General features: G+C 50.6%; 21 protein-coding genes, 1 tRNA gene and 1 pseudogene. 6 read left to right on the top strand and 17 right to left on the bottom strand.

Annotation, left to right across the window (positions count from 1 at the left end; all coding sequences use genetic code 11):
- Positions 1-184: 184 nt before the first annotated feature.
- The gene (locus ABD851_RS14235; RefSeq protein WP_344980420.1) at positions 185-574 is read left to right on the top strand and encodes a DNA-binding response regulator; all 390 of its coding nucleotides are present in this window, start codon (positions 185-187) and stop codon (positions 572-574) included.
- A gap of 3 nt (positions 575-577) precedes the next feature.
- Here the strand turns inward: ABD851_RS14235 and ABD851_RS14230 are convergent, their stop codons facing one another.
- The 3 genes from ABD851_RS14230 to ABD851_RS14220 all read right to left on the bottom strand — a co-directional run bounded on the left by ABD851_RS14230 (position 578) and on the right by ABD851_RS14220 (position 3,710).
- On the bottom strand, positions 578-1,540 hold the full coding sequence (locus ABD851_RS14230) for a putative phage abortive infection protein (protein WP_344980418.1): 963 nt from the start codon (positions 1,538-1,540) through the stop codon (positions 578-580).
- A complete protein-coding gene (locus ABD851_RS14225) occupies positions 1,530-2,759 on the bottom strand; it encodes a Shedu immune nuclease family protein (protein WP_280567710.1) in 1,230 nt (409 codons plus the stop codon). Before ABD851_RS14225 ends, ABD851_RS14230 begins: the two co-directional genes overlap by 11 nt.
- A gap of 318 nt (positions 2,760-3,077) precedes the next feature.
- The gene (locus tag ABD851_RS14220) at positions 3,078-3,710 is read right to left on the bottom strand and encodes an antirestriction protein ArdA (protein ID WP_344980415.1); all 633 of its coding nucleotides are present in this window, start codon (positions 3,708-3,710) and stop codon (positions 3,078-3,080) included.
- A gap of 559 nt (positions 3,711-4,269) precedes the next feature.
- Between ABD851_RS14220 and ABD851_RS14215 the strand changes: the two genes are divergently transcribed.
- Together ABD851_RS14215 and ABD851_RS18050 are read left to right on the top strand one after the other, a co-directional pair.
- Positions 4,270-4,431 carry a hypothetical protein gene (locus ABD851_RS14215; RefSeq protein WP_162835070.1) on the top strand — a complete coding sequence of 54 codons (162 nt, stop codon included), beginning with the start codon at positions 4,270-4,272 and terminating at the stop codon, positions 4,429-4,431.
- 26 nt (positions 4,432-4,457) lie between these two features.
- Positions 4,458-5,255 (top strand): annotated as a pseudogene (locus ABD851_RS18050) (recombinase family protein); the annotation flags it as partial.
- Positions 5,256-5,994: 739 nt separating this feature from the next.
- Here ABD851_RS18050 and ABD851_RS14210 read toward each other — a convergent pair.
- Positions 5,995-6,067 (bottom strand) — tRNA-Lys (locus ABD851_RS14210).
- Between the two features lie 165 nt (positions 6,068-6,232).
- Between ABD851_RS14210 and ABD851_RS14205 the strand changes: the two genes are divergently transcribed.
- Complete coding sequence (locus tag ABD851_RS14205) at positions 6,233-7,351, top strand: glycoside hydrolase family 5 protein (RefSeq protein ID WP_344980411.1); 1,119 nt, start codon at positions 6,233-6,235, stop codon at positions 7,349-7,351.
- A 128-nt stretch (positions 7,352-7,479) separates the two neighbouring features.
- On the opposite strand, the gene ABD851_RS14200 is transcribed toward ABD851_RS14205, so the two are convergent.
- Entirely contained in the window at positions 7,480-9,564 is a 2,085-nt protein-coding gene (locus ABD851_RS14200; protein WP_344980409.1) for a RagB/SusD family nutrient uptake outer membrane protein, read from the bottom strand.
- A gap of 341 nt (positions 9,565-9,905) precedes the next feature.
- Here ABD851_RS14200 and ABD851_RS14195 point away from each other — a divergent pair, with 341 nt between their 5' ends.
- Positions 9,906-10,709: a response regulator transcription factor gene (locus ABD851_RS14195; protein WP_344980407.1), complete on the top strand. Its 804-nt coding sequence runs from the start codon at positions 9,906-9,908 to the stop codon at positions 10,707-10,709.
- Positions 10,710-10,722: 13 nt separating this feature from the next.
- Here ABD851_RS14195 and fucP read toward each other — a convergent pair whose 3' ends face one another.
- From fucP to ABD851_RS14155, 8 genes are all read right to left on the bottom strand, one after another.
- Positions 10,723-11,973 (bottom strand): L-fucose:H+ symporter permease, encoded by a 1,251-nt coding sequence (fucP, locus tag ABD851_RS14190; RefSeq protein ID WP_344980405.1) that lies wholly within the window; start codon positions 11,971-11,973, stop codon positions 10,723-10,725.
- A 66-nt stretch (positions 11,974-12,039) separates the two neighbouring features.
- Complete coding sequence (locus ABD851_RS14185; RefSeq protein ID WP_344980403.1) at positions 12,040-12,825, bottom strand: L-fucose dehydrogenase; 786 nt, start codon at positions 12,823-12,825, stop codon at positions 12,040-12,042.
- A 15-nt stretch (positions 12,826-12,840) separates the two neighbouring features.
- On the bottom strand, positions 12,841-13,707 hold the full coding sequence (locus ABD851_RS14180; protein WP_344980401.1) for an amidohydrolase family protein: 867 nt from the start codon (positions 13,705-13,707) through the stop codon (positions 12,841-12,843).
- On the bottom strand, positions 13,707-14,036 hold the full coding sequence (locus tag ABD851_RS14175) for an L-rhamnose mutarotase (protein ID WP_344980399.1): 330 nt from the start codon (positions 14,034-14,036) through the stop codon (positions 13,707-13,709). The genes ABD851_RS14180 and ABD851_RS14175 overlap by 1 nt, the downstream gene beginning before the upstream one ends.
- Before the next feature lie 72 nt (positions 14,037-14,108).
- Positions 14,109-14,963, bottom strand: a complete 855-nt coding sequence (locus ABD851_RS14170) for a fumarylacetoacetate hydrolase family protein (RefSeq protein ID WP_344980397.1) — start codon at positions 14,961-14,963, stop codon at positions 14,109-14,111.
- Between the two features lie 42 nt (positions 14,964-15,005).
- Positions 15,006-15,470 (bottom strand): hypothetical protein, encoded by a 465-nt coding sequence (locus ABD851_RS14165; protein ID WP_344980395.1) that lies wholly within the window; start codon positions 15,468-15,470, stop codon positions 15,006-15,008.
- 14 nt (positions 15,471-15,484) lie between these two features.
- Positions 15,485-16,831 carry an alpha-L-fucosidase gene (locus ABD851_RS14160; protein ID WP_344980394.1) on the bottom strand — a complete coding sequence of 449 codons (1,347 nt, stop codon included), beginning with the start codon at positions 16,829-16,831 and terminating at the stop codon, positions 15,485-15,487.
- Between the two features lie 98 nt (positions 16,832-16,929).
- Entirely contained in the window at positions 16,930-17,706 is a 777-nt protein-coding gene (locus tag ABD851_RS14155; protein WP_344980392.1) for an SDR family NAD(P)-dependent oxidoreductase, read from the bottom strand.
- Between the two features lie 116 nt (positions 17,707-17,822).
- Here ABD851_RS14155 and ABD851_RS14150 point away from each other — a divergent pair, with 116 nt between their 5' ends.
- Complete coding sequence (locus ABD851_RS14150; protein WP_344980390.1) at positions 17,823-18,986, top strand: cellulase family glycosylhydrolase; 1,164 nt, start codon at positions 17,823-17,825, stop codon at positions 18,984-18,986.
- A 4-nt stretch (positions 18,987-18,990) separates the two neighbouring features.
- Here the strand turns inward: ABD851_RS14150 and ABD851_RS14145 are convergent, their stop codons facing one another.
- From ABD851_RS14145 to ABD851_RS14130, 4 genes are read right to left on the bottom strand one after another with little or no spacing between them, the layout of a single operon-like run.
- Complete coding sequence (locus ABD851_RS14145; RefSeq protein WP_344980388.1) at positions 18,991-20,418, bottom strand: sulfatase family protein; 1,428 nt, start codon at positions 20,416-20,418, stop codon at positions 18,991-18,993.
- A 37-nt stretch (positions 20,419-20,455) separates the two neighbouring features.
- Positions 20,456-21,934 carry a RagB/SusD family nutrient uptake outer membrane protein gene (locus ABD851_RS14140; protein WP_344980385.1) on the bottom strand — a complete coding sequence of 493 codons (1,479 nt, stop codon included), beginning with the start codon at positions 21,932-21,934 and terminating at the stop codon, positions 20,456-20,458.
- A 40-nt stretch (positions 21,935-21,974) separates the two neighbouring features.
- Positions 21,975-25,430, bottom strand: coding sequence for a SusC/RagA family TonB-linked outer membrane protein (locus ABD851_RS14135; RefSeq protein ID WP_344980383.1), 3,456 nt, complete (start codon positions 25,428-25,430; stop codon positions 21,975-21,977).
- Between the two features lie 38 nt (positions 25,431-25,468).
- Positions 25,469-26,482 carry a FecR family protein gene (locus ABD851_RS14130; RefSeq protein ID WP_344980381.1) on the bottom strand — a complete coding sequence of 338 codons (1,014 nt, stop codon included), beginning with the start codon at positions 26,480-26,482 and terminating at the stop codon, positions 25,469-25,471.
- Positions 26,483-26,592: the final 110 nt, after the last annotated feature.

Here is a 26,592-nt window from a genome sequence, read left to right as displayed (position 1 = left end):
ATCAATAAACCACAAAAACTTAAAAGATCTTTACCCGCAGAATTTCAAGAAATCAACAGACCTGTAGTTCGTCGGGCGGATACGCTTATTCGGGGTTCGGCGTACCAGTGCCTTAGTATCGGTAAGTGTAGTTGCCTGCGCTTTTTTTATCACAGGCACTCCATACAAATAAAACTACGTCAATATGGAGACTAAGAACATAAACCGAATTACCACTGCATTTATCAATGATAAAAGTCCAGTGATGGATTTAATGCATGATGACCTCGTTGCTTCGGGGGTAGATGTTGTCTTTCGTTCCGATAATATTGTGGATGGGAACAATCAGCTATCCTTATTAAAAACACTACCCAATATTTGCATCATCGACCTCGATTTTTTTGATAAAGGCATCATGAAGCAACTATGGGAGTTAAGAAGTCAATACCCTACTTTGAAATTAATTGCTCACAGCGATATGGATGATGAAAAAGTTATCAATAAACTATCGGGGCTTGGCTTCTCAAAATATGTATTGATTGGCAATGACATGAAAAAAGCCATTTACGGGGTTGTAAATGGTGGACAGAGGTAGTTTTTAATATTCTTCATCTTCATAATCCATGGGAAAATATTCGTTTGGAATGTATCCATCACAATACCCTGTCGGTATGTTTTTTAGAAGTTGGTATTTCGTTATGTATTCATTTTCTTTCCACTTTCTTCCAAATCGAGAAAGAACATTAAAGAATAGGACATACAACTCTGGGTTTGATAATTGAGCTCTATATATTTTAATCAACTCCTTTTTTTCTTCATCTTTTAAAATTTTTGAACTATCCACAAGTTTTATAGCATTGTACATGTTCCTAAAATAGGTACTTAGGTTAGTTTGGTTAGTTCTGCCATATCTCAAATCGGGATTTAGGTTTATTTTATCTTGTATTTCTTTCGCAATGTCGGTATGAATAGGGTTGTAAATAAGTAGTTTATCTTCGATAAAGGAGACCCAAGAACCATCTATACCGTAGTAAAAAACCACATATACAATATCTGCGATTTGATGTTGTGTTAATTCATACTTTTTTTCTTCATTTATCTCTTTAACAATCTCAAATAACCTGTGAATTTGGATTTTAAATTGAACGAATGCTCTTCTGCCATCAGAGATTTCTGCTTTTCTTTTTATATCTAAATGCGATATTTTTAGCTGATTAACATTTTGATTGTGGTAATCAATCATTCTGAAAAAATTAGCTTCTAATATGGATTTTTGGCCATCTCTATTTTGACGAAGAATAGTATAAATTAGCAAAAAAACACTAAGAATACTAAAGATTGTACCAACGAATCCACCAAAAAAATCACCAAATTTTGAAGCAAGTTCAGGGTCAATAATTTTGGTTTCATTAAAATGGTACGAGGAGTTAAATATGATAGCGAAAAATGAGACTATACCTATAGTTCCGAATATTATCGATAGGGATATAAAGATTGTTTTTATTGTTTTGTTCATTGGTAATGGAAGGTATTGGTAGGCTGATGGATTTTTATTTGTCAATTTTAATTGTATCTAATAAGTTTTTTAGCCTTTCAAGCAACTCATCGTAAAGCACAAATTCTACATCTTTTAAACTTTCACGTAAATTTTTAAACTGATTTTTTTTCTTGTCTGTATCTAATTGATTAGTATGTCCGATTACAATAATCGCTCGTGGGTTTATTATGTTCACATTTAAACCTTGTTCGGTTTCAGTTTCGGTTTCATCTTTAATAGATTTCGCATAACTTAAAGCGTTTTCTTTTGCCTTTTGTAAATAATCAGAGACTTGGGAAATAACCATTGAAACGTCCTTACTCCAAAACCAAGTTTTATGGCTATTATCGTACTGTATCAATTGTGTTCCGCTTTTTTTAAGCTCGTAAAAATCAACGTAACCATATATGTCAACCAAAACTAAATCAGGATATTTAGTTATACCTGTCGCAATATTTTTGTAGTCTATCTTCCGAACATATCGGCTATCGAATAATGTGATGTATTCATCGAAGAACCTTTGCCACTCGCTCTCCGATGGATTGTCTTTTAGCAATTTTTCATATTTCTGAATTATTTCCTGTAAAGTTAGAATTTGAGCATTTTTTAACAAGCCTGCTGTCATCTTTTTAACTATATGACTTGCTTTGAACTTCCTCGTTGCTTTGACATAAAAGTTTCCGATTTGCTCAATTTCGTTTGCGGTCAACTTCTCGATTAATTTGTCATTTAAATTTCTAAGAATTAAATCTTTATTATTATTGGTTTCAGTAAAGTCAAAATTCACATTTGGAAATATCTCAACAACTAAGTTTTTTATTAAAATCTTCTTTGTGTCGTTACAAGCCCTTTGTTCTTGATTGATTTTTGACAATAAATCTTCTAAATCAGAATAGTTTATAATCAAAGAAGTCCCTTTCTTTTCTGATTTATTGTTTTCAGAAAGTACCAAAGTTTCTACCTCTTTGTTCTTGAAATTGTATTTAAAAAAATTGTTTAAACTATTTTCAGCAAAACCATACCCAAATGCGCTGACGAAATGAGGAAAGTCCTTTGGACTATCAATGATTATCTTTTTTATTTGTTCTCCCTCGAACTCGCATTCAATTTGTTTGCTATTTTTAGAATAGATGAAAGTTTTTTCATTTTTTTCATCTTCCTTATTTTGTCGATAAACCTTGGTAATCTTTCCTTTAGTCTCTTCGAATATCAGAAGCTTTTTTGTTTCTTGGACTTGTTTCATAAATTAGTTGCTATCAAGAATAGTTGTTATGTAACAAATTTAATAAATAAAACATTCGTATCACCACCAATTCAGATGATTATACATAATCTTAGGTTTCTTTGCTACTTTCTTTTCCGTCTCAACTCACGAAAGAAAGTAGTCTAATCCGAATACAACCTGTTTGAGAAATGCAGGTAAGGAACGGCGAACCGGAAGCATTTAACAAAGGGGTTGTTCCGCTTACCGCAAAAAAGACTGTTCCGACCAGGGGAGGATCTGTCTTTTTTGCCCGTCCGAATTTAATAAAAATGGGAACGGCGCACCGTTCCCGAAAATTCACGAATTATAAAATACATGACCGCTATTGCTCCAATAGTCACCGCTAAACAGGTCACGGGCATATGCCTCATAATCGAAGTACGTTTTTGCAAATTCGGGTAAGTCCATTTGCTCTACCTGTTCATAGGCAAAATCTTCCTCGTCCTTGTATTCCCCTATATAGTCATCGTCAAAGTCGCTTATTAGGTCGTCAATATCGCCCTCGGATAGCTTACGGTGTCCATTGTCGCACCATATTAGAAATGCTTCTTGTCGGCTTTCGTCCATAGCTTCCAAAGCCTCCAAAACCTCAAATATGCTGTCGCTTATCCAACTTTCGCCGATTAATCCGTTTGGGATGTTCTCGTAGTCTTGAAACATAAATTCGGGGTCTTCCTCGTCTTCGTGCAACTCCCTGCAAGCATCGTAAAATTCTTCCTTGTCCGTATAATCGGATAGCGTTAGCCACTCCCCGAAAATTGAACCGTCATTATATTTTGCGTATGTGCCGACATATACCCTTGCTTCCGATGTGTTTATTTGATGTGTCATTTCTTTACTGTTTTGAATTAAATTTTTTGAGTTATTCGGCAATGAGAGGTGGTGCTGTTGTTTTGTTTCAATACCATTTTCAATGCTTGTATTCCTCATGCCTGACATTTTTTTTATTCGTGTAAAGAGTCGGAGTATGCTGTGTTTCGTTTCGGGAGCATGAAAGGTTAGTGTTTAGTAGGCACAAGGTTTTGGACAAAAAATACACCCAACGGGCTGGAGATTTTTTTCCAAACTTGCATGACCTTTTGCCTACGTTAAGAACACGGACATACCTTTGCTCCATGAAACGTGAACAACAGGCATACTCGCTTTTAGGCGTAACCAAACGTGGAAGTAATGAGGATAGCATTGCCGAAATGGTTTATCAAGAATTTAATGTTCGCCCGTACAGTAACAGGTGATTGAAGTCTGGAGTGGAACAGCCCAACCTGTGGAACGACATCTTCAATCTCCTGTTAACAATCATAAACATAAGCTCTTTTACGGTCAGTAGCGGAGCGAACGCCGTAAATGTGCTTAGGTTATTGTAACACTTTGAGCCAATCTAAGCCAAGTAATTCAACTCAAAGACACAATTCAATATCCACTCCATCAGTGTAATAAGTTTGTCTGTACGGATTAATCCGTGTGGTTAACAGGCAAAAATCAATTGAAGATGGAGAAAGAAAAAGCGAACGATTTAACACCCGAAAGAGTGGTACAAATCTTGAAAAAGAAAGGAACAGAGGTCGATATAGAGGAAGCAAAAACCATCTTGGAGTTCGTCAAAAAGATAGCTCACATTGCAGTTAACCAGTATCTAAGAGGAAAACTTTAACCCAATGAACAAGGAAAACTGTTGTGATGAGAAAGGCAGATTTATACATACGTGTATCGACAGACGAGCAAGCGGACAAGGGATATTCGCAACGTGACCAAGAAGACCGATTAAGAAAATATTGTGAGATAAAAGGTATTCCGGTAAGGGATGTTTACATAGAAGACCATTCGGCAAAATCTTTCAAGCGTCCAGAGTGGCAGAAATATTTATCCAACCTACGCAAAACAAAGAACAACAAAGCGGGGTCAATAATATTATTTACCAAATGGGATAGGTTCAGTAGAAACGCAGGGGATGCCTATCAGATGATTAACCAGTTACGGACACATGGCGTTGAGCCTGTTGCGATAGAACAGCCCTTAGACCTTACCATTCCCGAAAATAAAATCATGCTTGCATTCTATCTCGCTTCACCGGAAGTTGAGAACGACAGGCGTGCATTAAATGTCTTTCACGGAATGCGCAGGGCGAAAAAAGAGGGGCGGTATATGGGTACTGCTCCTTTGGGATATGTCAATAAGATAACAGAGGGCAAAAAGAAATTCATTGCACCCCATGATTTTGAAGCACCACTTTTAAAATGGGCGTTTGAACAAATCATTTCCAATAACTTCAATACGGAACAGATATGGAAAATGGTTCGGGAGAAAGCCGATGGAAAAGGTCGGTTCAGCAAAAATAACTTTTGGGTAGCCGTCCGAAACCCCTTGTACTGTGGCAAAATATTCATTCCTCCTTACAAAGAGGAAAAGGGATATTTTGTCAAAGGACAGCATGAGCCATTAATCAGCGAAAAGACCTTTGCGGATGTACAGGATATTCTCGATGGGAGAAAGAGGGTTGTAAAGCCTAAAATCGTGGCTATGGACAATCTACCGCTTAGAGGGTTTATTAAATGCCCTAACCCTAATTGTAATAGGATGCTCACAGGAAGTGCCTCAAAAGGCAAGATGGGCAATTACTATTACTACTATCATTGCACTTCCTCCTGCGGAGTACGGTTCAAAGCCGAAACCGCCAATGAGGCTTTCTTAAAACAGTTACGGTATATGTCGCCAAAAGAGGGTATGGTCGATGTTTTTATCGAAGCCTTTATAAAAGATTTCAATAACAAAACCAAAGCCCAAAATACCGAACGGACAAATATCATAGGTGAGATTGATGCGTTGAACAAACGCTATCAAAATGCGCTTTTAAAAAATGCCGATGGAGAAATGGCAGATGACGATTTCCAAGAAGTAAAGAAATTGACCAAAGGAAAGATTGAGGTTTTGGAAAGAAGATTAAACGACTTGGCAGTAGTCGGAACGGAGATTAAAGACTTAGTAGCATCTACCTTAAAAAAGGTCGCAAACATTGATAGACGCTATGAAAACGGCGATATTGAGGAAAAAAGGCTTATAGTGAGTTCGATGTTCCCCGATTTTTTGGAATTTGACGGAACACAACATCGAACTCGGAGACTAAATTCTGCGATTGCTATTATCTATCAGAATAACAGCAAGTTACAAGGTAAAAAAAATGGGACAAGTCTTTCTTTTTTAGACTTGTCCCAAGAGGTGATCCCGCTGGGACTCGAACCCAGGACCCCAACATTAAAAGTGTCGTGCTCTACCAACTGAGCTACGGAATCAACCGAACGGGGCCGTGGGCCGCGCTCTTCCCTGAAGGGGGTGCAAAGATAGGGATAAATTTTATTGGTGGCAATAGCGGGGCTGAATTTCCTGACCAACCTGCCGGTACGCCCGCCGGGAGCCGGAAAAGGCATTATCTTTATCTTCCAACACTCCTCCTTCTTATGCAGCGAAGAACTTTTTTGCAACAGGGCGCAGCAGCAGCATTGCTGGCCGCTTTCCCCGGCGCCGTGGTCAGGGGCGCCCTCCCCTCCCTTCAGCGGGCGGAGAACCCGCGCTGGTATGGCTTCAACCTGCTGGAGCTCTTCTCGGGCTTCCATCCCCAGCCCTTCCGGGAACAGGACTTTGAGATGATGGCGGAATGGAAATTCAACTTCGCCCGTATTCCCATGAGCTACTGGAACTGGAGCAAGCCCGATCCCGCGCAATGGATGAAGATCGATGAGGAGATTTTCCGGCTGGTGGATCAGGTAGTGGATTTTGGCCGGCAGTACGGCGTGCACATCTGCCTCAACCTCCACCGCATTCCGGGCTACTGCGTGAACGACGGGGATAAGGAACCGCTGCAGCTCTTCTCCGGCCCGGCGAAGGACCAGGCCAAAGCGCTGGAAGCAGCTACCTACCATTGGCAATATATCGCCCGCCGCTATAAGGGCACGGACAGCAACCGGCTCAGCTTCGACCTGATCAATGAGCCGGGCTCAGCCATACCGGCAGAACGCTATATATCGGTGCTGCAGCAGCTCACCCGGGCCATCCGGGAGATCGATCCGGACCGGCGTATCGTCGTAGACGGGCTGGAGTACGGCAACCTCCCCGTATCTGACCTGGCTGCCGACAAAAGTATCTTCCAGAGCACCCACGGCTACGCCCCCATGCAGCTCACCCACTACCAGGCATCCTGGGTATGGAAAGACCGGAAAATGCCTGTCCCGGAATGGCCGCTGCGGCTCAGCGCATCGGATGTCTGGGATAAGGAGCGCCTCCGGCAGCATTTCAGGCCCTGGACAGCGCTCAACCGGCAGGGTGTGCCGGTACATGTGGGCGAATGGGGCGTATATAACCGCACGCCGCACAAGGTAGCCCTGGCCTATATGCACGATCAGCTGGCCCTGTGGAAATCCTACGGCTGGGGCTGGTCGCTCTGGAACCTCCGCGGCTCCTTTGGCATACTGGACAGCGACCGGAAAGATATAAGCTACGAATCTTACAAAGGCCGGCGGCTGGACCGGAAAATGCTCGAAGTGCTGCTGGAGGGGATCAAAACGCCGGAGCATTCCTGAGCAGAGTAGTCCAGGGGGATGAATACCCGCAGGCACACAGCAGGATACAAAAAAACTGCGGCATACCGGGGGTACGCCGCAGCCGTAGCATTTGGGGCAACAACAATGGAGTTGTCAATCAAAAACACTCAATATCCGGGATTCTGTCTGATCCCAGGATATAAGTTCATATAGTTTTGCGGTATCGGCAAAAGATCATTACCGGTATGATAGCCCTTCGATCCCAGTACCTGCTGGGCAATGCCCCAGCGCTGCAGGCAAAGGAAACGGCTGCCCTCGCGATACATCTCCTTCTGCCATACCTCCCTGAGCGCGGCCCTGATCTCTGCAGCGGTCATCCCCGCAGATACTGCGGTCATGCCCTGCCTGATGCGCAACATAGTGACATCACTAACCACCTCGGCGGATACGCCGCTCTTTTCCAGGAGGCTTTCGGAGGCGATCAGGTAAAGTTCTCCCAGCCGTACTATCGGGCAGTGCGTGCCCCGGGCAAAGTAGTTGATAAATTCAGCAGAAGCCGCCTGGTCTGAAATATCCCAGATCACTTCCTTGTTGACATTGTCTTTAAAAACATCTCCAATGTCGTGCAACAGCTGATAGGTACCGCTGTTGATCACCACCCGGGCATAATTGGCAGCATTGCCATAATCCTTATGCATCAGGTAAGCTTTAGCCAGCAAGGCATTGGCCGCTCCCTTGCTGAGCTTATAGGCGTGTTGCGCATCCCATTTGGCCGGAAGGACATCCACAGCCGCTTTGAGATCAGCTATAGCATCGTCATATACCTGCTGGGAATTGCCGTTTGAAAAGTCGGGCGGGATGATCACGCCGGAGAGCTGCGGCACATTGCCGAAGTAGGCCAGCAGCCGCAGGTAAATGTGCGCCCGGAGGGCTCTGGCCTGTGCGATAACGGTGTTCTTGTCTGAAGAAGCGGCCATCTCCGGCACATCCCGCAGGATCCGGTTCAGCTTCATGATGCTTTGGTAAGCAATCGACCAGCGGCCGGTGAAAACATTATCTGCCGGAGTAAAACCGAAATGGTCGATGGCTGCCCAGCTTCCGCTGTTTGCCTCCGCATCATCGCTGAGATAACCGTCCAGCAGGGTGCCGGTAAGAAAATCTGCGGCGGCAGCCTGGTATACAGCATCGAGAAGCGTACCGGCAGCAGCGATATCGGGCAGCGGCCCCAGCTGGGCGTTATTGCTGTAACCCACCAGTATAGATATGGAAACGGCTCCCCCCTGTTCGGCCACTACCGACTGGTAGGGAAGGGCTACGAAATCATTCATATCAATCCTGCCGTCGCCGTTGGCATCCAGGTACCGGAAATTACCCTGCGCCGCGCCTGCCTGGTAAACCCCGTTATCTATTTCCGCCTGGGTCTGGAACAAAGTATCAGAAGCGTAGCCCAGATAGACACCCTCTACCGGGGTTTCGCTCCATAACCCGGACTCCCGGAAGATGCTGCTTTTATCTTCCTGCTGCGCAACGATATAATACGTACCGGCTTCCAGGTTCTTGAATTTCGCCTCCCCGTTGCTGGCTGTTTTGGCCGTATAGGCCGGCGGCTTTCCGGAAGCATAATCCTCACGGGTACGGTACAACGATACCGTTGCCTCAGCCGATACCTCACCGCGTGGTTTGGCGGCGGTCCACCGGGAAGCATCCCATACGGTAACCGTCAGGGAAGGATTTTTCTTCAGCAGGCCGGCCAGGGAATGCACAACCGATTTCTCTCCGCTGGCCACGGATTTCCCGCTGAGCAGCACGCCGTTGATGCGGACATCTCCACCCTCCTCCGTCGTAACGGTCAGCGTATTCCCGCTCAGGCTGGTCAGCTTCTTGCCGTTGGTCAGCGCATCTACCCCGACGATGCCTTTTACGACATAGTCTTCCAGATCCGATGAATCCGGCAGCTTTTCCCGCAGCTGTCCGCCCCGCGGATCAGCCAGACGGGCGCTGGCATTGGCAAAAGCGCTGTTTACGGGCGCAAAAACAGTAACGCCGGCGGCGGCCTCCGCATCGCTCAGCTCCAGGTCGCCCAGGTAAACGGCAAAGCTGCTCAGGCTGTCGACGGCCGACACCTCTTCGCCCACCGCTTTTACCAGCTCCGCTCCCGGCTTTGGCTTATCCTCCGGGGCCGGCTTATCATCATCTTTTTTACAAGCTGCCGCCAGGCAAAAAGCAAGCAGCAGCAAATGGATTCGTTTCATGATTAAATTTTAGATTGACAAATGGTTTAACCTTGGCTGCCGTCTCGAACGGAAACCGGCGCTATGCGCCCGCTTCTGCCCGGGCAGTACGGTTTTTTATCCTGCGAAAGTAAAAGCGCGCCCGATGCCCGGCAATAGCCATTTATGGCTATTGCACAGGAGTGCCGGTTTAAGATCAGAGACAATTTATTATATCACATAAATTAATTTTATTCATAGATAATTGTTTATCAATAAAATAATGAACCATAAATAAAAAATCATGGATCCATATATCCTTTGATATTTATAATGATTAGAATTATATTTGGAGAAAAATAGCAGGGTATAGACACAATTTTATGCGCATCAGCCGTCCGCTCGATTTTACGTACAAAGGACATCTGCAGAACCTGTATTATGTCAATGACTCAATTGACCAGCAGGAGATGCATCAGCTGTTGACCCGCTTCCGCGAGCTGGGCGCTACGCTTAGTCATGTGCCGCCGGTATTGTTTGTTATTGATTATATGCACTCCCGGTATCTGGTCATGACGGAAAGTTCCCGTCTGATCACCTCTTACGATCCGCGGGATTTTCTGGAAGGCGGTATTCCCATGCTGCTGGAAATATTCCACCGGGATGATTTCAGGATTTACAACGAATGTATCTTTCCGGCCAATGTCAGCTTTTTAAAAACGCAATCCTTTGCGGAACATTCCAAGTTTATCTTTTCCTATAACTTCCGGGTAAAGCATAAATCCGGCCGGTATCTGCCGGTGCTGCAACGCGGCTGTTATATCACCTCTCCCGAAACCGGGCTTCCCCTTTACAGTCTCGGCATGGTTATCGATATCAGCCTGTTCAAAAAAGACCGGCTGGTTTATCATAACATCGAAAAAATGGAAGAAGATAACGGATACACGGTGCGGCATACCCTTGCGGAGAACTGTTTCTATCCTTATGAGGAAGACAGGCGGCTCTCCCCGCAGGAAACCCGGATACTGCAATACATGGCAGAAGGACTCAGCAGCAAGCAGATCGCCGACAAGCTCAAGATCAGCGAAAATACGATCGCCAATCACCGCAAGAACATGCTGAAAAAAACAAGCACCAAAAACGTCGCAGAGCTGGTGGCCCTTGCCTGTCGGAGCGGTCTGATCTGAAGCGGTGGGTTCTTTACCCCGCCTTCCTGATCTTGTATCCGCTTACTCCGTAATACAGCACGATCACAAAGCAGATCAGGGGCACGATAAAGGAAACGGCGGTACTTTGCCGATCCGCGATCCAACCCATGAACAAGGGACTGACGGCGCCGCCTGCGATCGCCATCACCTGGAATGATCCGCCGGGCTTGGTATGCCGGCCCAGGTCTTTTACCCCCAGGGCAAAGATGGTGGGAAACATGATGGACTCAAAGAAAAAGATCAGCATCAGCGAATATACGCCTAATGATCCCGCCGCTTTGATCACGGCTATGCACAGCAGAATATTGATCAGCGCATAGGCCGCCAGCAGCTTGTGCGGGCGGATGACGCGCATCAGCGCCGTCCCCACAAAACGGCCGATGGTGAACAGGACAAGGCTGACGCCGAGCAGCGTGGCCGCTTTTTCGCTGGAGGTGCCGGCCCAGCTTTCAGTGGCATAGTTGATAAAAAAGGCGGCAACCCCTACCTGAGCGGCAACATAAAAGAACTGGGCGATCACGCCCCATACAAAATGAGGGTTCCGGAACAGGGGTCGGGAATGCTGATGGGCTTCCTCCGAAAGCTGTTCTTCTTCGTTGATCTCCGGCAGATGCGCTTTGTAGAAAAGAAAGGCGATCAGCAGCACTACCACGCCGATGATCAGGTAGGTGTATTGTACGGATGAAAGCTCATTGGCATTTTCCGTCTTATCCCCCCCGAAAAAAACATGCGCCGCCAGGAACGGGCCCAGGAAAGAACCGACGCCGTTAAAGCATTGTGAAAGGTTCAGCCGGAACTCCGAGGTCTCCCGTTTCCCCAATACGGTTACGTAGGGATTGGCCGCCGTCTCCAGGCAACAGAGGCCGCAGGCCAGGATAAACAGCGAAAGCAGGAAAGAATCAAAGCTCCGCATGTTGGCCGACGGGTAAAACAAGAACGCGCCGATGGCGTACAGGATAAGCCCGAGGATAATGCCCCGTTTATAGCCGAACCGCTTCATGATCATGCCCGCCGGAAGAGCCATCAGAAAATAGCCCCCGAAATAAGCGGCCTGCAGCAGACCGGAGCGCAGCCGCGTCACGTTCAGCACATCCTGAAAATGCTTGTTGAGCGAGTCCAGCAAACCGTAGGCAAACCCCCACATAAAAAACAGGCTGGTCACCAGGATAAGCGGAAAAGTATAGTTGGCCTTCGGGTTTTCCGGCAGGCTGCCGGAGGGCGGAGCAGTAATGATTCCAGGCATATGGTTGGTTTAAGATTTAAAATCCGTTTCGGACGGCAGGGCGCAGGCTTTTCAGAACCCCTGTACTCAGGCGGATACCGCCCGGTCCAGATGGGTATAGCCTCCGTCTACATACAGGATCTGACCCGTAGTATGACTCGATTTTTCGCTCAGTAAAAAAATGGTGGTATGGGCGATCTCTTCGGATGTGGTCATCCGGTGCCCCAGCGGGATCTTGGAAATAATGGAAGCCAGCTTGGTTTCAGGATCGGGAAGCGAATGGATCCAGTTGTCGTACAAAGGCGTCCATACCTCGGCCGGGATTACCGCGTTCACCCGGATGCCGCTGTCCAGCAGCTCCACCGCCCATTCCCGCGTAAGGGCGTTGACGCCTCCTTTGGACGCGGCATAGCCGGAGGTATTCCCTTGTCCTGTGGTGGCCACCTTGGAACCGACGTTGACAATGGCACCTTTTGTCTTTTTCAGATGAGGCAGCGCGTAGTGCGCCATGCAATAGTAATGCAGCAGGTTTTTTTGCAGGCTTTCGAGAAACTTTACAGGGTCTCCCTTCTCCAGCCCCACGCCGTCGTTTACCCCGGCGTTGTTCACCAGGCCGTCTATCTGCCCCCAGCGCTCCACAGCATGGTTCACCACTTTACTGCAGTTCCCAGGATTGGCCAGCTCGGCGGCGATTGCTGAAGCCTTTCCGCCGGCAGCCGTAATGGCATTCACCACCTTCTCGTTATCGTCGCCGTTACGGCCGGCAATAACGACAATGCCGCCTTCAGCGGCGATCCCCAGGCTGATGGCCTCTCCGATGCCCTTTGCTCCGCCGGTAACGATAAATACCTTGTCTTTTAATTTCAGATCCATGATCGTCTCTTTTTTTTAAGCTTCCAACTGATAAAAATGCCGGGCATTTCCGCCCATTACCGCAGCGCTTGCGGCAGGGTCAAGCTGACCGGTATAGTCTCTTACTACTTTTATCACTTCCCTGTACGAAGCGGCCACCAGGCATACCGGCCAGTCCGAACCAAACATCAGCCGCTCGGGCCCAAAGGTTTCAAAGACCACATCCAGGTAAGGCCGGAGCGCATCCGCATTCCAGCGTTGCCAGTCCGCCTCGGTAACCATGCCCGATACCTTGCAGAAAACATTCGGGTGTCCGGACAGGATGTTCATCTGTTCTGCCCACGGCGAAATCCGCTTTTCCCGGATCAGGGGCTTGGCCAGATGATCCACCACAAAACGCTGGTCGGGAAATTTTTCAACAAAACGTATCGCGGCCGGCAGCTGCTTCGGATATATCAGGATATCATAGGTAAATCCCAGACTTCCCAGTGCGGCAATGCCCCTGCAGAAATCTTCCCGCAACAGGTAGTTATCATCCGGTTCCGCCTGTACGATATGCCGGAATCCTTTTATCTTCCTGCTGCCTTCCCGGTAAAAGGCCAGACGGTCCGCTACCGCCGGGCTGCACAGATCCACCCAGCCGACCACCCCCTTGATAAAATCATTGCGCTCCGCCTGCTCGACCAGAAAGGCGGTTTCGTTTTCCGAGGTATCGGCCTGCACGGCGATGCTGCCCTCCACTCCGCTTTCGGTCAGTACTTCCAGCAGGTCGTTGGCCAGAAAGTCGCGTTGTATGGCCTTCATATCCTCCGTGATCCAGGCATCGCGTACCGGGTCAAACTGCCAGAGATGCTGGTGCGCATCGATGGTGCCGGGAATGATTTTTTCATCGAAACTGTTCATCACAGACCGAATATTTGATCCATCAATACCCATTTTTCACCGGGCTTTGCCCAGGGAAGGGGCTGCTGGTATTTCCACATCAGGTTTTCCCATTCCTGCACCTTGGGGTCGGCCGCATCCATCGCCTCCTTCTCCTCAAACGAGAAGCTGTCATCTACCTCCATGATCATGAACAAACGGTTACCCGTACGGTATATGTCCATGACCGTGATACCGGCGTCCTCGATGCTCTTCCGTATCTCCGGCCGTATCTGCCGGTGATATCCTTCGTATTCGGCGATCATGCCGGGATCGTCTTTCAGGTCCAGGGCCAGGCAATATCTCTTCATAAGGCGAAGGGTTAAGGTGAAAGGCAAAAGGTGAAAGGTGAAAGGCAAAAGGTTAAGGGCATATCGAGGTCTCTATGCGCTCCAGGCTTTCAGTTCCTGCCGGCTGCTGCCCAGGCCGTCTATTCCGCATTCCACCACATCCCCGGCTTTCAGGTATACCTGCGGCTGCATACCCAGGCCCACACCTGCCGGCGTGCCGGTAGAGATGATATCGCCGGGCAGCAGACTCATAAACTGGCTCAGGTAGCTGACCAGGAAAGGTATTTTGAAAATAAGGTCTGCCGTGTTGCCGTCCTGCATCTTTTTACCGTTTACGGTCAGCCATAAACGCAGCTTGTTGATGTCGGCGATCTCGTCCGGGGTTACCAGGGCGGGACCCAGCGGCGCAAAGGTATCGCAGCTCTTTCCCTTTACCCACTGCCCTCCCCTTTCCAGCTGGAACGACCGCTCGCTGTAATCGTTGTGCAGGCAGTAACCCGCCACGTAATTCATGGCATCGCCTTCTTCCACATAGGATGCCTTTTTACCGATCACGACGGCCAGCTCCACTTCCCAGTCTGTTTTCCCGCTGTTCCGGGGAATGATCACCTCATCGTTGGGACCGGTCAGGGAAGAGGTAGCCTTGAAGAAAATGATCGGTTCCTCCGGCGGGGTCGCATTGGTTTCCCGGGCATGATCGGCATAGTTAAGCCCGATACAGATCAGCTTGGAAGGAGCCGCTACGGGAGCCCCGAAACGGGTACCTTCCGGAACGGCCGGGCATTCCTTTTCGTGCCGCGCCCACCATTGCCGCAGCCGCGTTACGCCGTCTGTTGCAAAAAACTGTCCGGAATAATCCTCTCCGAAAGCGCTGACATCAAATACACCGGCCTCGGTTTGTATACCGGGACGTTCCGCTCCGGCAGTACCCAATCTTACTAATCGCATAATCCTCGTTTTATTTTATGTACATGATAAACTTATTGCCGCTTACTGCCCGGTTTCAATGTAATATTTCCGCAGCGTCCGCATACTGATCCGCGTGCGGGAACCGCTGATCTCTATCATCTCCCGGAACCTGCCTGTCTTGTCGTTAAATCCGACGATGCAATGATCGTTGTCCTCACCCGGCTGTATTGCCATTTCCTTAAAGATATCATCTGAGGGAATGGTCAGCTTATCGGCAGCGTGGTTCATCCCATAGCGCATATCCAGCCTGAACACCAGCTCGTTTCCGGTAGGAAATATCTGTACAGTAAAATCGTTGTCTTCAAACTGGTCTTCCTTGTTACGGCTGAAAACCGCCACGGCTTTTGTCGTATCCACCGGCTGCCGGACAGCGGTGCTTTCTTCCGGCTCCTGCGTCTTTCCCTCCTGCTTTCCTCCAGGCTGACAGGCAGCCAGCAGCAGCACCGGCAGCAGCACGGCCAGCACCTTTCCGTTTTTTACTTTCATTATCCTTTTCCGTTTCATTTTTCGTTCATGATCCATTTGCTCCGCGGCGGTACTTTTAGCGTCTTGCCGGAAAGCGTTACCGTTATCACATTGTCGTAAGCGGCCCGCGGCACATCCTGCAGGTAAAAGAAAACGCCTTCCGGCATTTGTTTGTATTTCACAGGTTTCCCGGTGGCAAAATCAACGGCCGAAGCAATCTCCTGTCGTACCGCAGGGATAAAGAGGATGCCCCCGTCCGGATATTCCAGCACGTGGATAAACTGCTTCCCGTTCTTTTGCGTGGTCACGCCCCAGGGTTGCGGAGACAGAAAGCCGGCACGGGTGCCGTAAACCGTTTCCCCGTATTGCTGCATCCATTCGCCCAGGGCTTTGAGCGTATCCCTGAACTCGGGTTGAATGGCCCCGCTGGACATGGGCCCTATATTCAGCAGGAAATTGGCATTCCGTCCTGCATCGCCGACCAGGTAATGCACCAGCTGCCGCACGGTTTTGTAATTATCGTCGTGGATATTAAAACCCCAGGCCCCGTTCATCGTTTCGCAGGTTTCCAGCGGCAACGCGCTGACGCCCCCGCTGTTCCAGCCGTGTGAATTATTGCCCGGCAGGTCCTTCTCAAACATCTGGAAATCCTCCCCGGAGCGGGGAGCATGATGATGGTTATTCCCGATCATAGCGGCAGGCTGCAGCTTATGGATCAGCGCATATATCTCATCGAGGTGCCAGTCCGCATCTTTTCTTTCCCACTCCCCGTCGAACCAGATGCCCGCAACGGGACCATAATTGGTCAGCAGCTCCGTCAGCTGCTGTTTCATAAACGCGATATAGTGATCCCAGTCCGCCCCCTGCGGCTTTCCGTCCACGATCGGCTTTCCGAAGGCATAGTCCGGCCTTCCCCAGTCCAGCAGCGAATAATAAAAGAAGAGCTTGATACCCTGGCGGTGACACTCGTCTGCCAGCATCTTCAGGGGATCCTTATGCCAGGGGGTGGCTTTTACGATATTGTAGTCCGAGGCCCGGGTATCAAACATGCTGAACCCGTCGTGATGGCGGGAGGTAATGGTGATGTATTTCATGCCCGCACTTTTTGCCAGGGCCACCCAGGCCTTGGCGTCAAAAGCGGAAGGGTAAAAACAGGAAGCCAGCCTTGAATAGTCGGCATAAGGAATATCCTGGTTGTGCATGACCCACTCTCCGCTTCCCAGGATGCTGTATATTCCCCAATGGATGAACATGCCGAACTTCCGGTCCTGGAAATCCTGCCTGGCCTGCAGGTTCTCCGCGGAAGGGTGGTAATCCTGCTGGGCCCGGGCTGCAGTAAACAGGCCTGTACAGGCAATAAGCATAAACAGGATCCGTTTCATCTGTTAATATTTTTTCTTTTTCAAGTCAGACGACACCGAAGGCGCATCGGCAACGATGATAACATTATGAAGACTACAACGCTTTCCCCGGCGCGCCCTTAATTGTTCAGCCGGATAAAGCCGCCGTCGATCGGGTAATCGCATCCCGTCACAAAACCGGCTTCGTCAGAACAGAGGTACAGGGCCAGGGCGGCAATCTCCTTTGGTTTGGCCATCCGCCCGATAGGCTGGGTAGCCGACAGCCGGTCAAACATTTCCTTTTCCTGCCCGGGATAATTCTTGGCCAGAAAGCCGTCCACAAAAGGCGTATGCACCCGTGCCGGCGACATACAGTTGCAACGGATATTCCGGGCAAGATAGTCTTTTGCCACCGAAAGCGTCATGGCCAGCACGGCTCCCTTGCTCATAGAATAGGGGAACCGGTCCGGTATGCCCACGCTGGCCGCTACCGATGCCATGTTGAGGATCACACCACCCCCCTGCTCCGTCATCCGGCCGATCACCGCATACATACAATTATATACTCCTTTTATGTTCACCGCCACGATACGGTCAAAATCCGCCTCGGTGGTCTGCTCCAGCTTGCCCACATGCGACACGCCGGCGCTGCAGACCAGGATGTCGATCTTGCCGTCGGTGCGGGCAATTTCTTCCATCACCGCCTTTACCTCCTGCTGTACCGCCACATTACAGGGATGCAGCTGCGCCTGAGCGCCGGTATCCCGTATAGCCGTGATCGTCTCTGCGCCGGCAGCTTCGTTCAGCTCTATAATATGTACGGCAGCTCCGCGCTCCGCAAACAGCAATGATATGGCCTTTCCGATCCCGCTGCCGCCACCGGTAATCACCACCGTCTTTCCATTAAGATCAAGCATAATACAATAGTTTGGCAGTAAAAGTATTTATTCGGGGGCAGCCTACATAATGAAATTTTAACGAAAACTTCCATTTTATTGGCTAATTTCCGCCTTTAAAACATCAAATTTTCCCAATGAAAAAAATTGCCCCCTGGATGATGCTGCTCCTGCTGACCGCAGCCACGGCCTGTAACAATAACAAAGGCAGCAACGCTTCCGACAGTACCGATACCCTCACCGCTCCAGCCGGCCGCTGGACGGCCGAGCGGGCCGAAGCATGGTATCAGCAGCAGGGCGGATGGCTGGCAGGCGCCAATTATGCGCCCGCCTATGCAGTAAATGAGCTGGAAATGTGGCAGGCCGAAACCTTTGATACCGCCGCCATCGACAAGGAGCTGGGCTGGGCGCAGCAGCTGGGCTTTAATGTGATCCGCGTGTTCCTGCATAACCTGCTCTGGCAACAGGATTCCACGGGCATGGTGAAGCGCATGGATCAGTTTCTCGACATCGCCAGCCGGCATGGCATCGGCACCATGTTCGTGTTGTTCGACGGCGTATGGAATCCCGATCCGCATACGGGAAAGCAACCGGCTCCCCGTCCGCATGTGCACAATTCCGGATGGGTACAGGCTCCCGGCACGGCGGCCTTAAAAGATACGGCAAACGACGCGGCCTTAAAAAGCTATGTACAGGGTATACTCACCCACTTTGGCAACGACAGCCGGGTAAAGCTTTGGGATCTTTTCAACGAACCGGACAACGATAACGGGGGCCGCTTCTCCGAAGACCCCGCCGAAAAATACAAGTATGCGTTTATTCTCCTCCGGAAGGTTTTCCAGTGGAGCCGGGAGGTGAATCCTTCGCAGCCGCTCACCGTAGCGCCCTGGCGCCGGAACTGGTCGGATACCGCGAAGATGGACCCGATGGACCACTTTATGTTCGATCAGTCCGACGTGATCTCCTTCCACTGCTACGAAACGCTGGCCTCCACCCAGGCTAAGGTGCAGCTGCTGCAGCGCTACGGTCGTCCGCTGATCTGTTCGGAATATATGGCGCGCCCGACGGGCAGCACTTTCCAGAACATACTGCCTTATTTTAAGGAGCAGCATGTCGGCGCCATCAACTGGGGCTTTGTCAGCGGCAAAACGCAGACCATCTATCCCTGGGATTCCTGGACCAAGAAATATACCGCACCGCCGAAGGTATGGTTTCACGATATCTTCCATGAAGACGGCACGCCCTATGATACGGCTGAAACCGCTTTGATCCGGAAGATGACCGGGGCGGAACAGCAATAAGCCGTTATTTGGCCGCCTGCTTCAGTACGTTGTATTCTTTTCTCAGCTCCTGCAGCTTGCCCCTGTATTGAGGATTCCCGGCCAGGTTGACCGTTTCGTGGGGATCGTGCCGGGTGTCGTAGAGCTCCTCATACTGGTGCTCGATATAATTCATGTACTTGAAGTTTCGCGTCACCACACCCTCTACCTTGGGTATCCGGGCACCGCCCAGAAAGTAATGCTGGTAAAAAAATGCATTCCGTTCCGGGACATCGCCTTTGAGCAGGTCGATCAGGTTCACCCCCTGCATGCCCCGGGGCACAGGCACGCCGGCCATAGACAGGATGGTGGGCGCGATGTCTATGTTCAGCGCAATCTGGTCCGGGCGCGTCTGCCGCAGCTGGTCCGGTAAAAAGGGGCTGTAGATAAAGAGCGGCACACGGACGGACTCCTCATATCCGTACCACTTCCCTTCCATGCCGTGCTCGCCAAGGAAGAACCCGTTGTCGCCCATGAATATGATGATCGTGTTTTTATCCGCCCCCAGCTCTTTAAGCTTTTTCATCATATCGCCCACCACATCGTCCACGCCTGTGATCAGCCGGTAATAGTTCTTCGCATTCTCCTGGAACAGCTCCGGGGTTCCGAAAAGACCTTTCCAGCGTTCCCGGGCAAAGTTTGTATCCGTCCGGAAGAAGGCCGGCAGCCGTTCCCAGTAAGTGGGGGCAGCCGTTACCGGTACAGGGATATGAACATCCTTGTAGTAGTCTTTATAACGGGACTGGATAATGTATTTCGGCGGATGTCCGTCCTGCTCATGGGGCGCCTTAAAGCTCACGGAAAGACAGAAGGGAGCGTCCCCGCTGCCGAAACGGCCCAGAAACTGTTGAATGGCATGATTGATCGTATCATTATCATGGATCATGCCGCCGTTGCCGTCCGGGATCATATAGTCGGGCTGACCTTTGCCGCCGGCCTCCGTGTCGACAAAAAAATCAAAAAGCTGTCCGGGCGGATGTTTGCCCACGCCAAACTTTCCGATAAATCCCATGCTGTACCCGGCCTTCTTCAGCAGGGCCGGATAGGTCTCTGCCAGGGCCTCCGGCTTCAGGTCGGTCCCAAAATTATGGATCTGGTGCCGGGATTCATACTGTCCCGTGAATACGCTGGCCCGGCTCACGCAACAGATGGAGGTGGTGACATAAGCATTCCGGAAAAGGATGCCTGCTGTGGCCAGACGGTCCATATGCGGCGTCTGTACGACAGGATTCCCCGCCGCGCCCAGCGCATCCCAGCGCTGATCATCGGTCAGCAGGAAAATAATGTTGGGTCTTTGCGGCGGCATATCCTGCCTACTGTTCTTCCCGGTATGACTGTTTCCGGATAACAGGAATGCCGAGGGCATCATCAGCCCGCAAAGCATAAAGGACCTCAATGATCTTTTTATTTTCATCGCTTAATATTTGGCTTTCTTATTTCAAACAAGTTACTCAATACCCGGGATTTTGTGTTATCTGGTTCAGCAAGACCTGCTCGGCGGGTATCGGGGCAAGCAGTTTTTGCGGGGTCATCTGATAGGAGTTCGCCGGTAAAAACGGTTCATCCTGTTTCAACCGTTCGCCGTGCGCTTTCATTACTTCCAGCGCTTTCCCGGTTCTTTTCAGGTCATACCAGCGCTGGTTCTCAAAGCAAAATTCTTTTTGACGTTCCCTCGCGATCAGGGAGTCCAGCTTTGCCTGGCTGTAGCCGTCCAAAGTACCGGAAAGGCCCGCCCTGCTCCTCACCTGCCTGACATAAGGGATAGCCGTTGACGTTTTCCCCTGGTCATTCAGGGCTTCCGCATACATCAGCAAAACATCGGAATAGCGGATCACCGGCAGGTTATCCCCGCAGCGGTCGTCCGGCGCGCTTATAGGAGGCCTGTATTTTGCGCAATACGGCAGCGGCCGCACCACACCGTCCCAATCGGTACCGGTCCAGTAACCGACCGACACCTCCTTCCTCTTGTCGCCCGGCTCAAAAGCCCGGATCAGGTCGTCTGTCGGTATATTAAAGCCGCCGCCGATCACGCTGATATTGGGCCGGCCGGTGACATGACCGCCCGAATTCCAGGGAGCAAACCAGAAAATAAACCGGTTGGAAAGCTCCGCGCTGTTTTCGGAATACTGTATCGCAAAGATCGTTTCCTTAAAGTCCTTGTTTGCCGGGTTAAACAACGCTGCATAGTCCGGCAGAAGACTGTATTTCCCGGATTGGATCACCGGCTCCAGCATGGATATGGCATCTGTATACCGGTGCAGGGTAAGGTATACCTTTCCCAGCAGCGCACGGGCCGCTTCCAGGTTGGCACGGCCTTTTTCTTCCACCTGTGTGGCATGGGAGAAGCGGAGGATCGCATCATTCAGGTCTCCGATAATGCTTTCATAAACAGCTTCTTCCTCCGACCGCTTGATACCGACGGATTCCTGGGAAGTGATGGGCTGCAGCACGAGGGGCACGCCGCCGAACTGCCTGACCAGGTTAAAATAATACAGCGCCCTCAGCAACAATGCCTCGCCCGCACAACGGGCTTTCAGCGCCGTATCCGACCAGGATATCTCGTGCCGGTCCAGCTCATAAAGCAGCTTGTTGCAACGGGCTATGCCGTTATAGGAAAGGTCCCAGAAATCGCTGTAGATGGCATTATCCGCCGTAAGCGTCAGCTGGTCTATGATACCCCGGTATGGCTCTCCCGTTACGCTGTTGTACTGCTTGGTACCGTTGTCCGAGATCAGCTCGGCGATCACCCAGTGATCCGATTTCTCATAGTTCCTCATCGGCACATAACAACCGTTCGCCAATATGATAAACTCCGATTCGGAAGTATAGAAGTTTCCCTCGTTCAGGGACGTATCCGGATAAATCTCCAGGAAATGCTTGCTGCAGGCCGTCAGCATACAGAGCAGGAAACCGTAGATGATATACTTCATTTTCTTGGATTTTAGTCCGCCGGAAAAACATCCGGCTTCATTAAAACGACAGGTTTATACCCGCAGAAACAGTTCTGGACAGGGGGTAAGACGTCATGTCAAATCCCGGGCTCAGTATGTTTGTCTGGGATTGGGACTGGCCTTCCGGATTTCCGCCCGTATAGGCCGTAAAGGTGGCCAGGTTCCGCATCGTCAGATAAACGCGGATATTTTTTATGAAACCGGTGCGTTTCATCATCTCTCCGGGGAGGGTATATCCGAGGGAGATGTTCCCAATCCGGAGATAGGTAGCATCTTCCACCCACAATGTGGAGAGCCGGTGTCCCAGACTGGGAGTGGTATGGATCACCCCCGAATGGATCCCGTCACCCGGCTGATCTTCGCTTCTCCAGCGGTTCACCCATTCGCGGCTCACATTAAAAAATCCCTGGAGGTTGTCCACGGTTTGCCGCAACCCGTTCATGACATGCCCCCCGTACTGGCCGTTAATGATCACACTCAGGTCGAAATGACGGTAAGAGAACCGGTTATTCATTCCGAAGGTAAAATCCGGATAAGGGTTACCGATCGCGGTATAATCCAGCACGTCGGTGATGGTCCCGTCCCCGTCTATATCCCGGTACTTCACAGCACCCTCAAAGGCGGTAGGATATTTGGCAACATCCGGGTCTTCCATATCCGCTGCGGTATAGACCCCGTCGAGTATATAGCCGAAAAACTGGCCGATGGGTCTGCCTACCAACGTCACATGAGTGGGTTTCCCGTCATTATTCCCGGACAATATCCGGTCGTTGTTCGCATTCAATGAAAGCACCTTGTTCCGGTTAAAGGCCATATTCATATTGATATCCCAGCTGAAGTCGCCCCTGAAGGGAGTGGCGCCCACAGAGATTTCCAGACCGGCATTCTTCACGCTTCCCGCATTCACGATCTGCGTATTAAAGCCCGTGATGGCCGGGATGACATCATTGAGTAACATGTCGCTGGTCTTCCGGTAATAATAGTCTACCGTCAGCGACAGACGGCTGTCGAACAGGGACAGGTCTATCCCCGCGTCAAATTCGTTGGACTCTTCCCAGGTCAGGTACGAATTGGGTAGCCCGACGCTCGAAGCGGTCACCTCATTGTTGCCAAGCACATATCCTCCCGGGGTAATGGTGGCCAGATGCGAATAGTTCCCGATATTATTATTCCCGCTTTTGCCGTAGCTGGCCCTCAGCTTCAGGTCGTCAAAGAAGCTGCTCTCCTTCAGGAAGGGCTCTTCAGAAATACGCCAGGCGCCGGCCACCGAGGGGAAAAGGGCGTAGCGTTCCTTGTCCCCGAACCGGGAAGACCCGTCGGAGCGGATGGTCGCGGTGAGCAGGTACCGGTCTTTATAGCTGTAGTTGATCCTTCCCAGATAGGAGATCATGCTCCATTTGTCGACGTTTTCTCCCCAGGTGCTGATATCCTGTGCGCCGTTGATGGTATGGATCAGGTCATTGGCATACGGACCGGCATCTATATTAAGCGTATTCCCGGTACTTTTCTGGGCGGTATAGCCGGCAAGTATATCCAGGTGGTGTACGCCTATGTTCTTGTCATAGGTAAGCGTATTTTCAACCAGCCAGTTAAAACTGTCTCCCCTGGAATTGGAAGAACTGCCTGTGCCTTCCGTAGGAGGGACATTCGGGCTCCCGACCGTACTGGGAATATAGGATGTATACTTGGCCGTGGACCAGATCGTATTCAGCGAAGTCTTTGCCTTCAGGCCGGGGACGATCTCCCATTCGATAAAGGCGCTGCCGAGGTTCTGGAACTGACTTTGTTCCTGGGATATCTCTTTCAGCATATACAGGGGATTGGGAAAATCCCAGGCCGAGAAATACTTGTTATCCGGAGAGGTAAGATAAGGTATCAGCTGCCCGTTCTCATCATAGGGAGATAATACGGGATTGGCCCAGAGGGAAACACCGATAATATCGGCCCGGCCCTGATTTGTATTGGCCCTTCTCTGTTTAATATAGGTCGGCTGCAACGAAGCGGATACCGTAACGGTGCTGCCCAGCCTGGACTCGATACCTATTTTGCCGCTGAAACGCTGCAGGCCGGTATACTGAACGGTGCCGTCCTGTTTAAAATATCCCAGGCTGAAGTTCATGCGGGAGTTTTCCGTACCCTTCTGCAAGCTCAGGTCATAACTTTGCACCCTGGCGGTCCTGAGCAGCAGGTCGTACCAGTCGGTGCCGTTCCCCTTCAGCATATCCAGATTGCGGTATACCTCCGGGTAATCCTCTGATGTCGGCTCCCGGTGCTCCACCTGCCGGACGGCAATATCGATCTTGTCGCGCTGCAATTCTGCAAACTCGCGCTGATTCATCATCTTCGGACGACCTTTTTCGGGGACCTGCTGTACGCCCATCATGGCGGAAACGCTAACCTCCGTTTCGTTATAATGTCCTTTTTTGGTCGTGATCATGATCACCCCGTTCGCGCCGCGTGACCCGTATATCGCCGTAGCCGATGCATCCTTTAAGACCGTAATGGATTCAATATCGTTGGGATTGATAAAAACCAGCGGGTTGAGCGTCTGGTTCATGCTTGAGGAATAAGGCATGCCGTCTATCACATACAGGGGTTCGTCTCCCGCTCCTATGGACCCGCTGCCACGGATCCTGACCGAAGTGCCTCCCCCCGGCGCACCGGTTTGCTGCAAGATATGCACACCGGCCGCCTGGCCTATCATCTTCTGGTCGAGGGACGATACCGGCAGGTCGACGACCGCCTTCTGGTTGATCGCCGATACCGAACCGGTAAGGTCGCGCTTCTGCTGTGTGCCGTATCCCACTACGACCACCTCATTCAGCCCTCCGTTATCTGCGCGGAGGACGATCTGCAGCTGTTGCCGGCTGCCGATACCGACGATCCGGGTTTCATAACCCACATAGGATATTTCCAGCGAATCTTCCGGATCCGTCTTTAAAGCAAAGTGCCCCTGATCATTTGTAAAAGTACCGATGGTCTTTCCCCTCACCCGGATAGTGACGCCCACCAGCGGAGCGCCCGACTGGTCTTTCACGGTGCCGGAGACGCTGATCTCTCCCGGCGGTGGCGGCAGTACGGGAGGGGTCAGCGCGCCTTCGGGCTTATCCTGCCGTATGATCCCGAACTGCCTGCTGCTGACCTGCGTAAGCTGGAGGCCGGCGCTGCCGAGCTTTTCCTGCAACGCGGTCATAAACCGGTTCTTCTGCAGGGTCAGCAACGCTGCGGGCAGCTGTACCGATCCGGCCAGCCGGGCATCGTATATGAGCTTCAGGTCGTATTGCCGGTAGGCCTCTTCCGATAGTTCCCCGAGGCTTAGCATGGCGGATGGTGCAGCAGGCATTACCCCTGTTGCAACGGTCTGCCGGTCCGCTGCCGCAAAAGCCCTTTGCGCATTGAGCATCTGCGGCAGCAGTCCGCATAGCAACAGTAAAAGCCCGCACCAGCGGGTGGCATGTCGTAAAATCCGGAGCATAAAAGGAGGATTTATTTTATAAAAACAAGAACAAGCAATCAACGGGGCCACAGCACTATCCGGTTGCCCTGCTTCCTGACCCGTACATGCAGCAGCAGCTCAAGCGATTTCCAGAGGTCTTCTTCATTAGCGGCCGATACCCTGCCGCTGATATACCTTACCGGCAGCGATGCTTCGTGCTTTATAACCAGATCATACCCGTACAGGTATTTCACCAGATCCGGCAGTTCCCCAACGGCGGTATGGTTAAAATGAAACGTGCCTTCCTTCCAGGCCATATACAGCTGGGCATTCACTGCCGACCGGTCAAAGCCGCGACCGGACCATCTCAGCTTTTCGCCGGGGTGCATGATTACAGCCCGGCCACCCGCAGCGGCTTTTACACTCCCTTCCTGCAGCACCACCTGAACGGAGTCCCGGCGGCGGCTTATGGAGAATACCGTACCCAGCACCGTCACCTGCATCTTACCCGCTTGTATGGTAAACGGCCGGGCCCCGGATGCCGGGCTCCACTGCTTGCTTACCCTGAAAAAAGCGGTTCCCTTTAATCCTACGTGCCGGTTGTACGTTGCAGCATAGCTAAGCTGTGCGCCCCGGTCCAGCACCACTACCGTGCTGTCCGGCAGTATCACTTCTTTTAATCCGTTGCCGGCCTGCACCACTACCCTGCCATTATCGGCCGGCTGCCACTGCCGGTACCCGGCCCAGGATGCCATGGCAACTGCCAGCAATACTGCTGCATACTGCCACCAGGGCCTTCGGAACCAGCTCCGCTTTACGGCATGTACCCGCATTGGAGGCATTCCATGTATTTCCGCGGCTATGCGCTGCCATACGGCTTCTTCATCTCCCGGCTGCGGACGTATCTTTCTAAAGCCCGCCAGCAACCTGTACTGTTCCTGTGCTGCGGCCAGGACAGCTTCCTTTTCCGGATGCTCCTGCCGCCATTTTTCCCAGAAGCCGCCGATCTTATCATCTCCCTTCATCCAGGCTATAAAAGCGCTGTCTTCCAGGAAGTCGGCTACATCATAATCGGTATAATCCCGTTCCATAAAATACCCGGTTACCCGGACCTATATAGTTGTATAAACAGTGCTGTACAAAAAATTTACCCCACGGTTTCTTATTTTTTTCCGGGGGAAAGCAAATCGGGATAAATTAT

The sequence above is a fragment of the Compostibacter hankyongensis genome, from assembly GCF_039541075.1.
Lineage (GTDB): Bacteria > Bacteroidota > Bacteroidia > Chitinophagales > Chitinophagaceae > Compostibacter > Compostibacter hankyongensis.
The sequence above is the reverse complement of the archived record's forward strand: the minus strand, read 5'-3'. Positions and strand labels throughout refer to the sequence as shown.

Excerpts from the sequence above, each read along its gene's own strand:
- ABD851_RS14130 (WP_344980381.1), bottom strand. The coding sequence starts at position 26,482 with ATGGAACGGGATTATACCGATTATGATGTAGCCGACTTCCTGGAAGAC.
- ABD851_RS14215 (WP_162835070.1), top strand. The coding sequence starts at position 4,270 with ATGGAGAAAGAAAAAGCGAACGATTTAACACCCGAAAGAGTGGTACAA.
- ABD851_RS14155 (WP_344980392.1), bottom strand. The coding sequence starts at position 17,706 with ATGCTTGATCTTAATGGAAAGACGGTGGTGATTACCGGTGGCGGCAGC.
- ABD851_RS14170 (WP_344980397.1), bottom strand. The coding sequence starts at position 14,963 with ATGCGATTAGTAAGATTGGGTACTGCCGGAGCGGAACGTCCCGGTATA.
- ABD851_RS14235 (WP_344980420.1), top strand. The coding sequence starts at position 185 with ATGGAGACTAAGAACATAAACCGAATTACCACTGCATTTATCAATGAT.
- ABD851_RS14165 (WP_344980395.1), bottom strand. The coding sequence starts at position 15,470 with ATGAAAGTAAAAAACGGAAAGGTGCTGGCCGTGCTGCTGCCGGTGCTG.
- ABD851_RS14180 (WP_344980401.1), bottom strand. The coding sequence starts at position 13,707 with ATGAACAGTTTCGATGAAAAAATCATTCCCGGCACCATCGATGCGCAC.
- ABD851_RS14205 (WP_344980411.1), top strand. The coding sequence starts at position 6,233 with ATGCAGCGAAGAACTTTTTTGCAACAGGGCGCAGCAGCAGCATTGCTG.
- ABD851_RS14185 (WP_344980403.1), bottom strand. The coding sequence starts at position 12,825 with ATGGATCTGAAATTAAAAGACAAGGTATTTATCGTTACCGGCGGAGCA.
- ABD851_RS14160 (WP_344980394.1), bottom strand. The coding sequence starts at position 16,831 with ATGAAACGGATCCTGTTTATGCTTATTGCCTGTACAGGCCTGTTTACT.
- ABD851_RS14150 (WP_344980390.1), top strand. The coding sequence starts at position 17,823 with ATGAAAAAAATTGCCCCCTGGATGATGCTGCTCCTGCTGACCGCAGCC.
- ABD851_RS14135 (WP_344980383.1), bottom strand. The coding sequence starts at position 25,430 with ATGCTCCGGATTTTACGACATGCCACCCGCTGGTGCGGGCTTTTACTG.
- ABD851_RS14175 (WP_344980399.1), bottom strand. The coding sequence starts at position 14,036 with ATGAAGAGATATTGCCTGGCCCTGGACCTGAAAGACGATCCCGGCATG.
- ABD851_RS14225 (WP_280567710.1), bottom strand. The coding sequence starts at position 2,759 with ATGAAACAAGTCCAAGAAACAAAAAAGCTTCTGATATTCGAAGAGACT.
- ABD851_RS14200 (WP_344980409.1), bottom strand. The coding sequence starts at position 9,564 with ATGAAACGAATCCATTTGCTGCTGCTTGCTTTTTGCCTGGCGGCAGCT.
- fucP (WP_344980405.1), bottom strand. The coding sequence starts at position 11,973 with ATGCCTGGAATCATTACTGCTCCGCCCTCCGGCAGCCTGCCGGAAAAC.
- ABD851_RS14220 (WP_344980415.1), bottom strand. The coding sequence starts at position 3,710 with ATGAGGAATACAAGCATTGAAAATGGTATTGAAACAAAACAACAGCAC.
- ABD851_RS14140 (WP_344980385.1), bottom strand. The coding sequence starts at position 21,934 with ATGAAGTATATCATCTACGGTTTCCTGCTCTGTATGCTGACGGCCTGC.
- ABD851_RS14195 (WP_344980407.1), top strand. The coding sequence starts at position 9,906 with ATGCGCATCAGCCGTCCGCTCGATTTTACGTACAAAGGACATCTGCAG.
- ABD851_RS14145 (WP_344980388.1), bottom strand. The coding sequence starts at position 20,418 with ATGAAAATAAAAAGATCATTGAGGTCCTTTATGCTTTGCGGGCTGATG.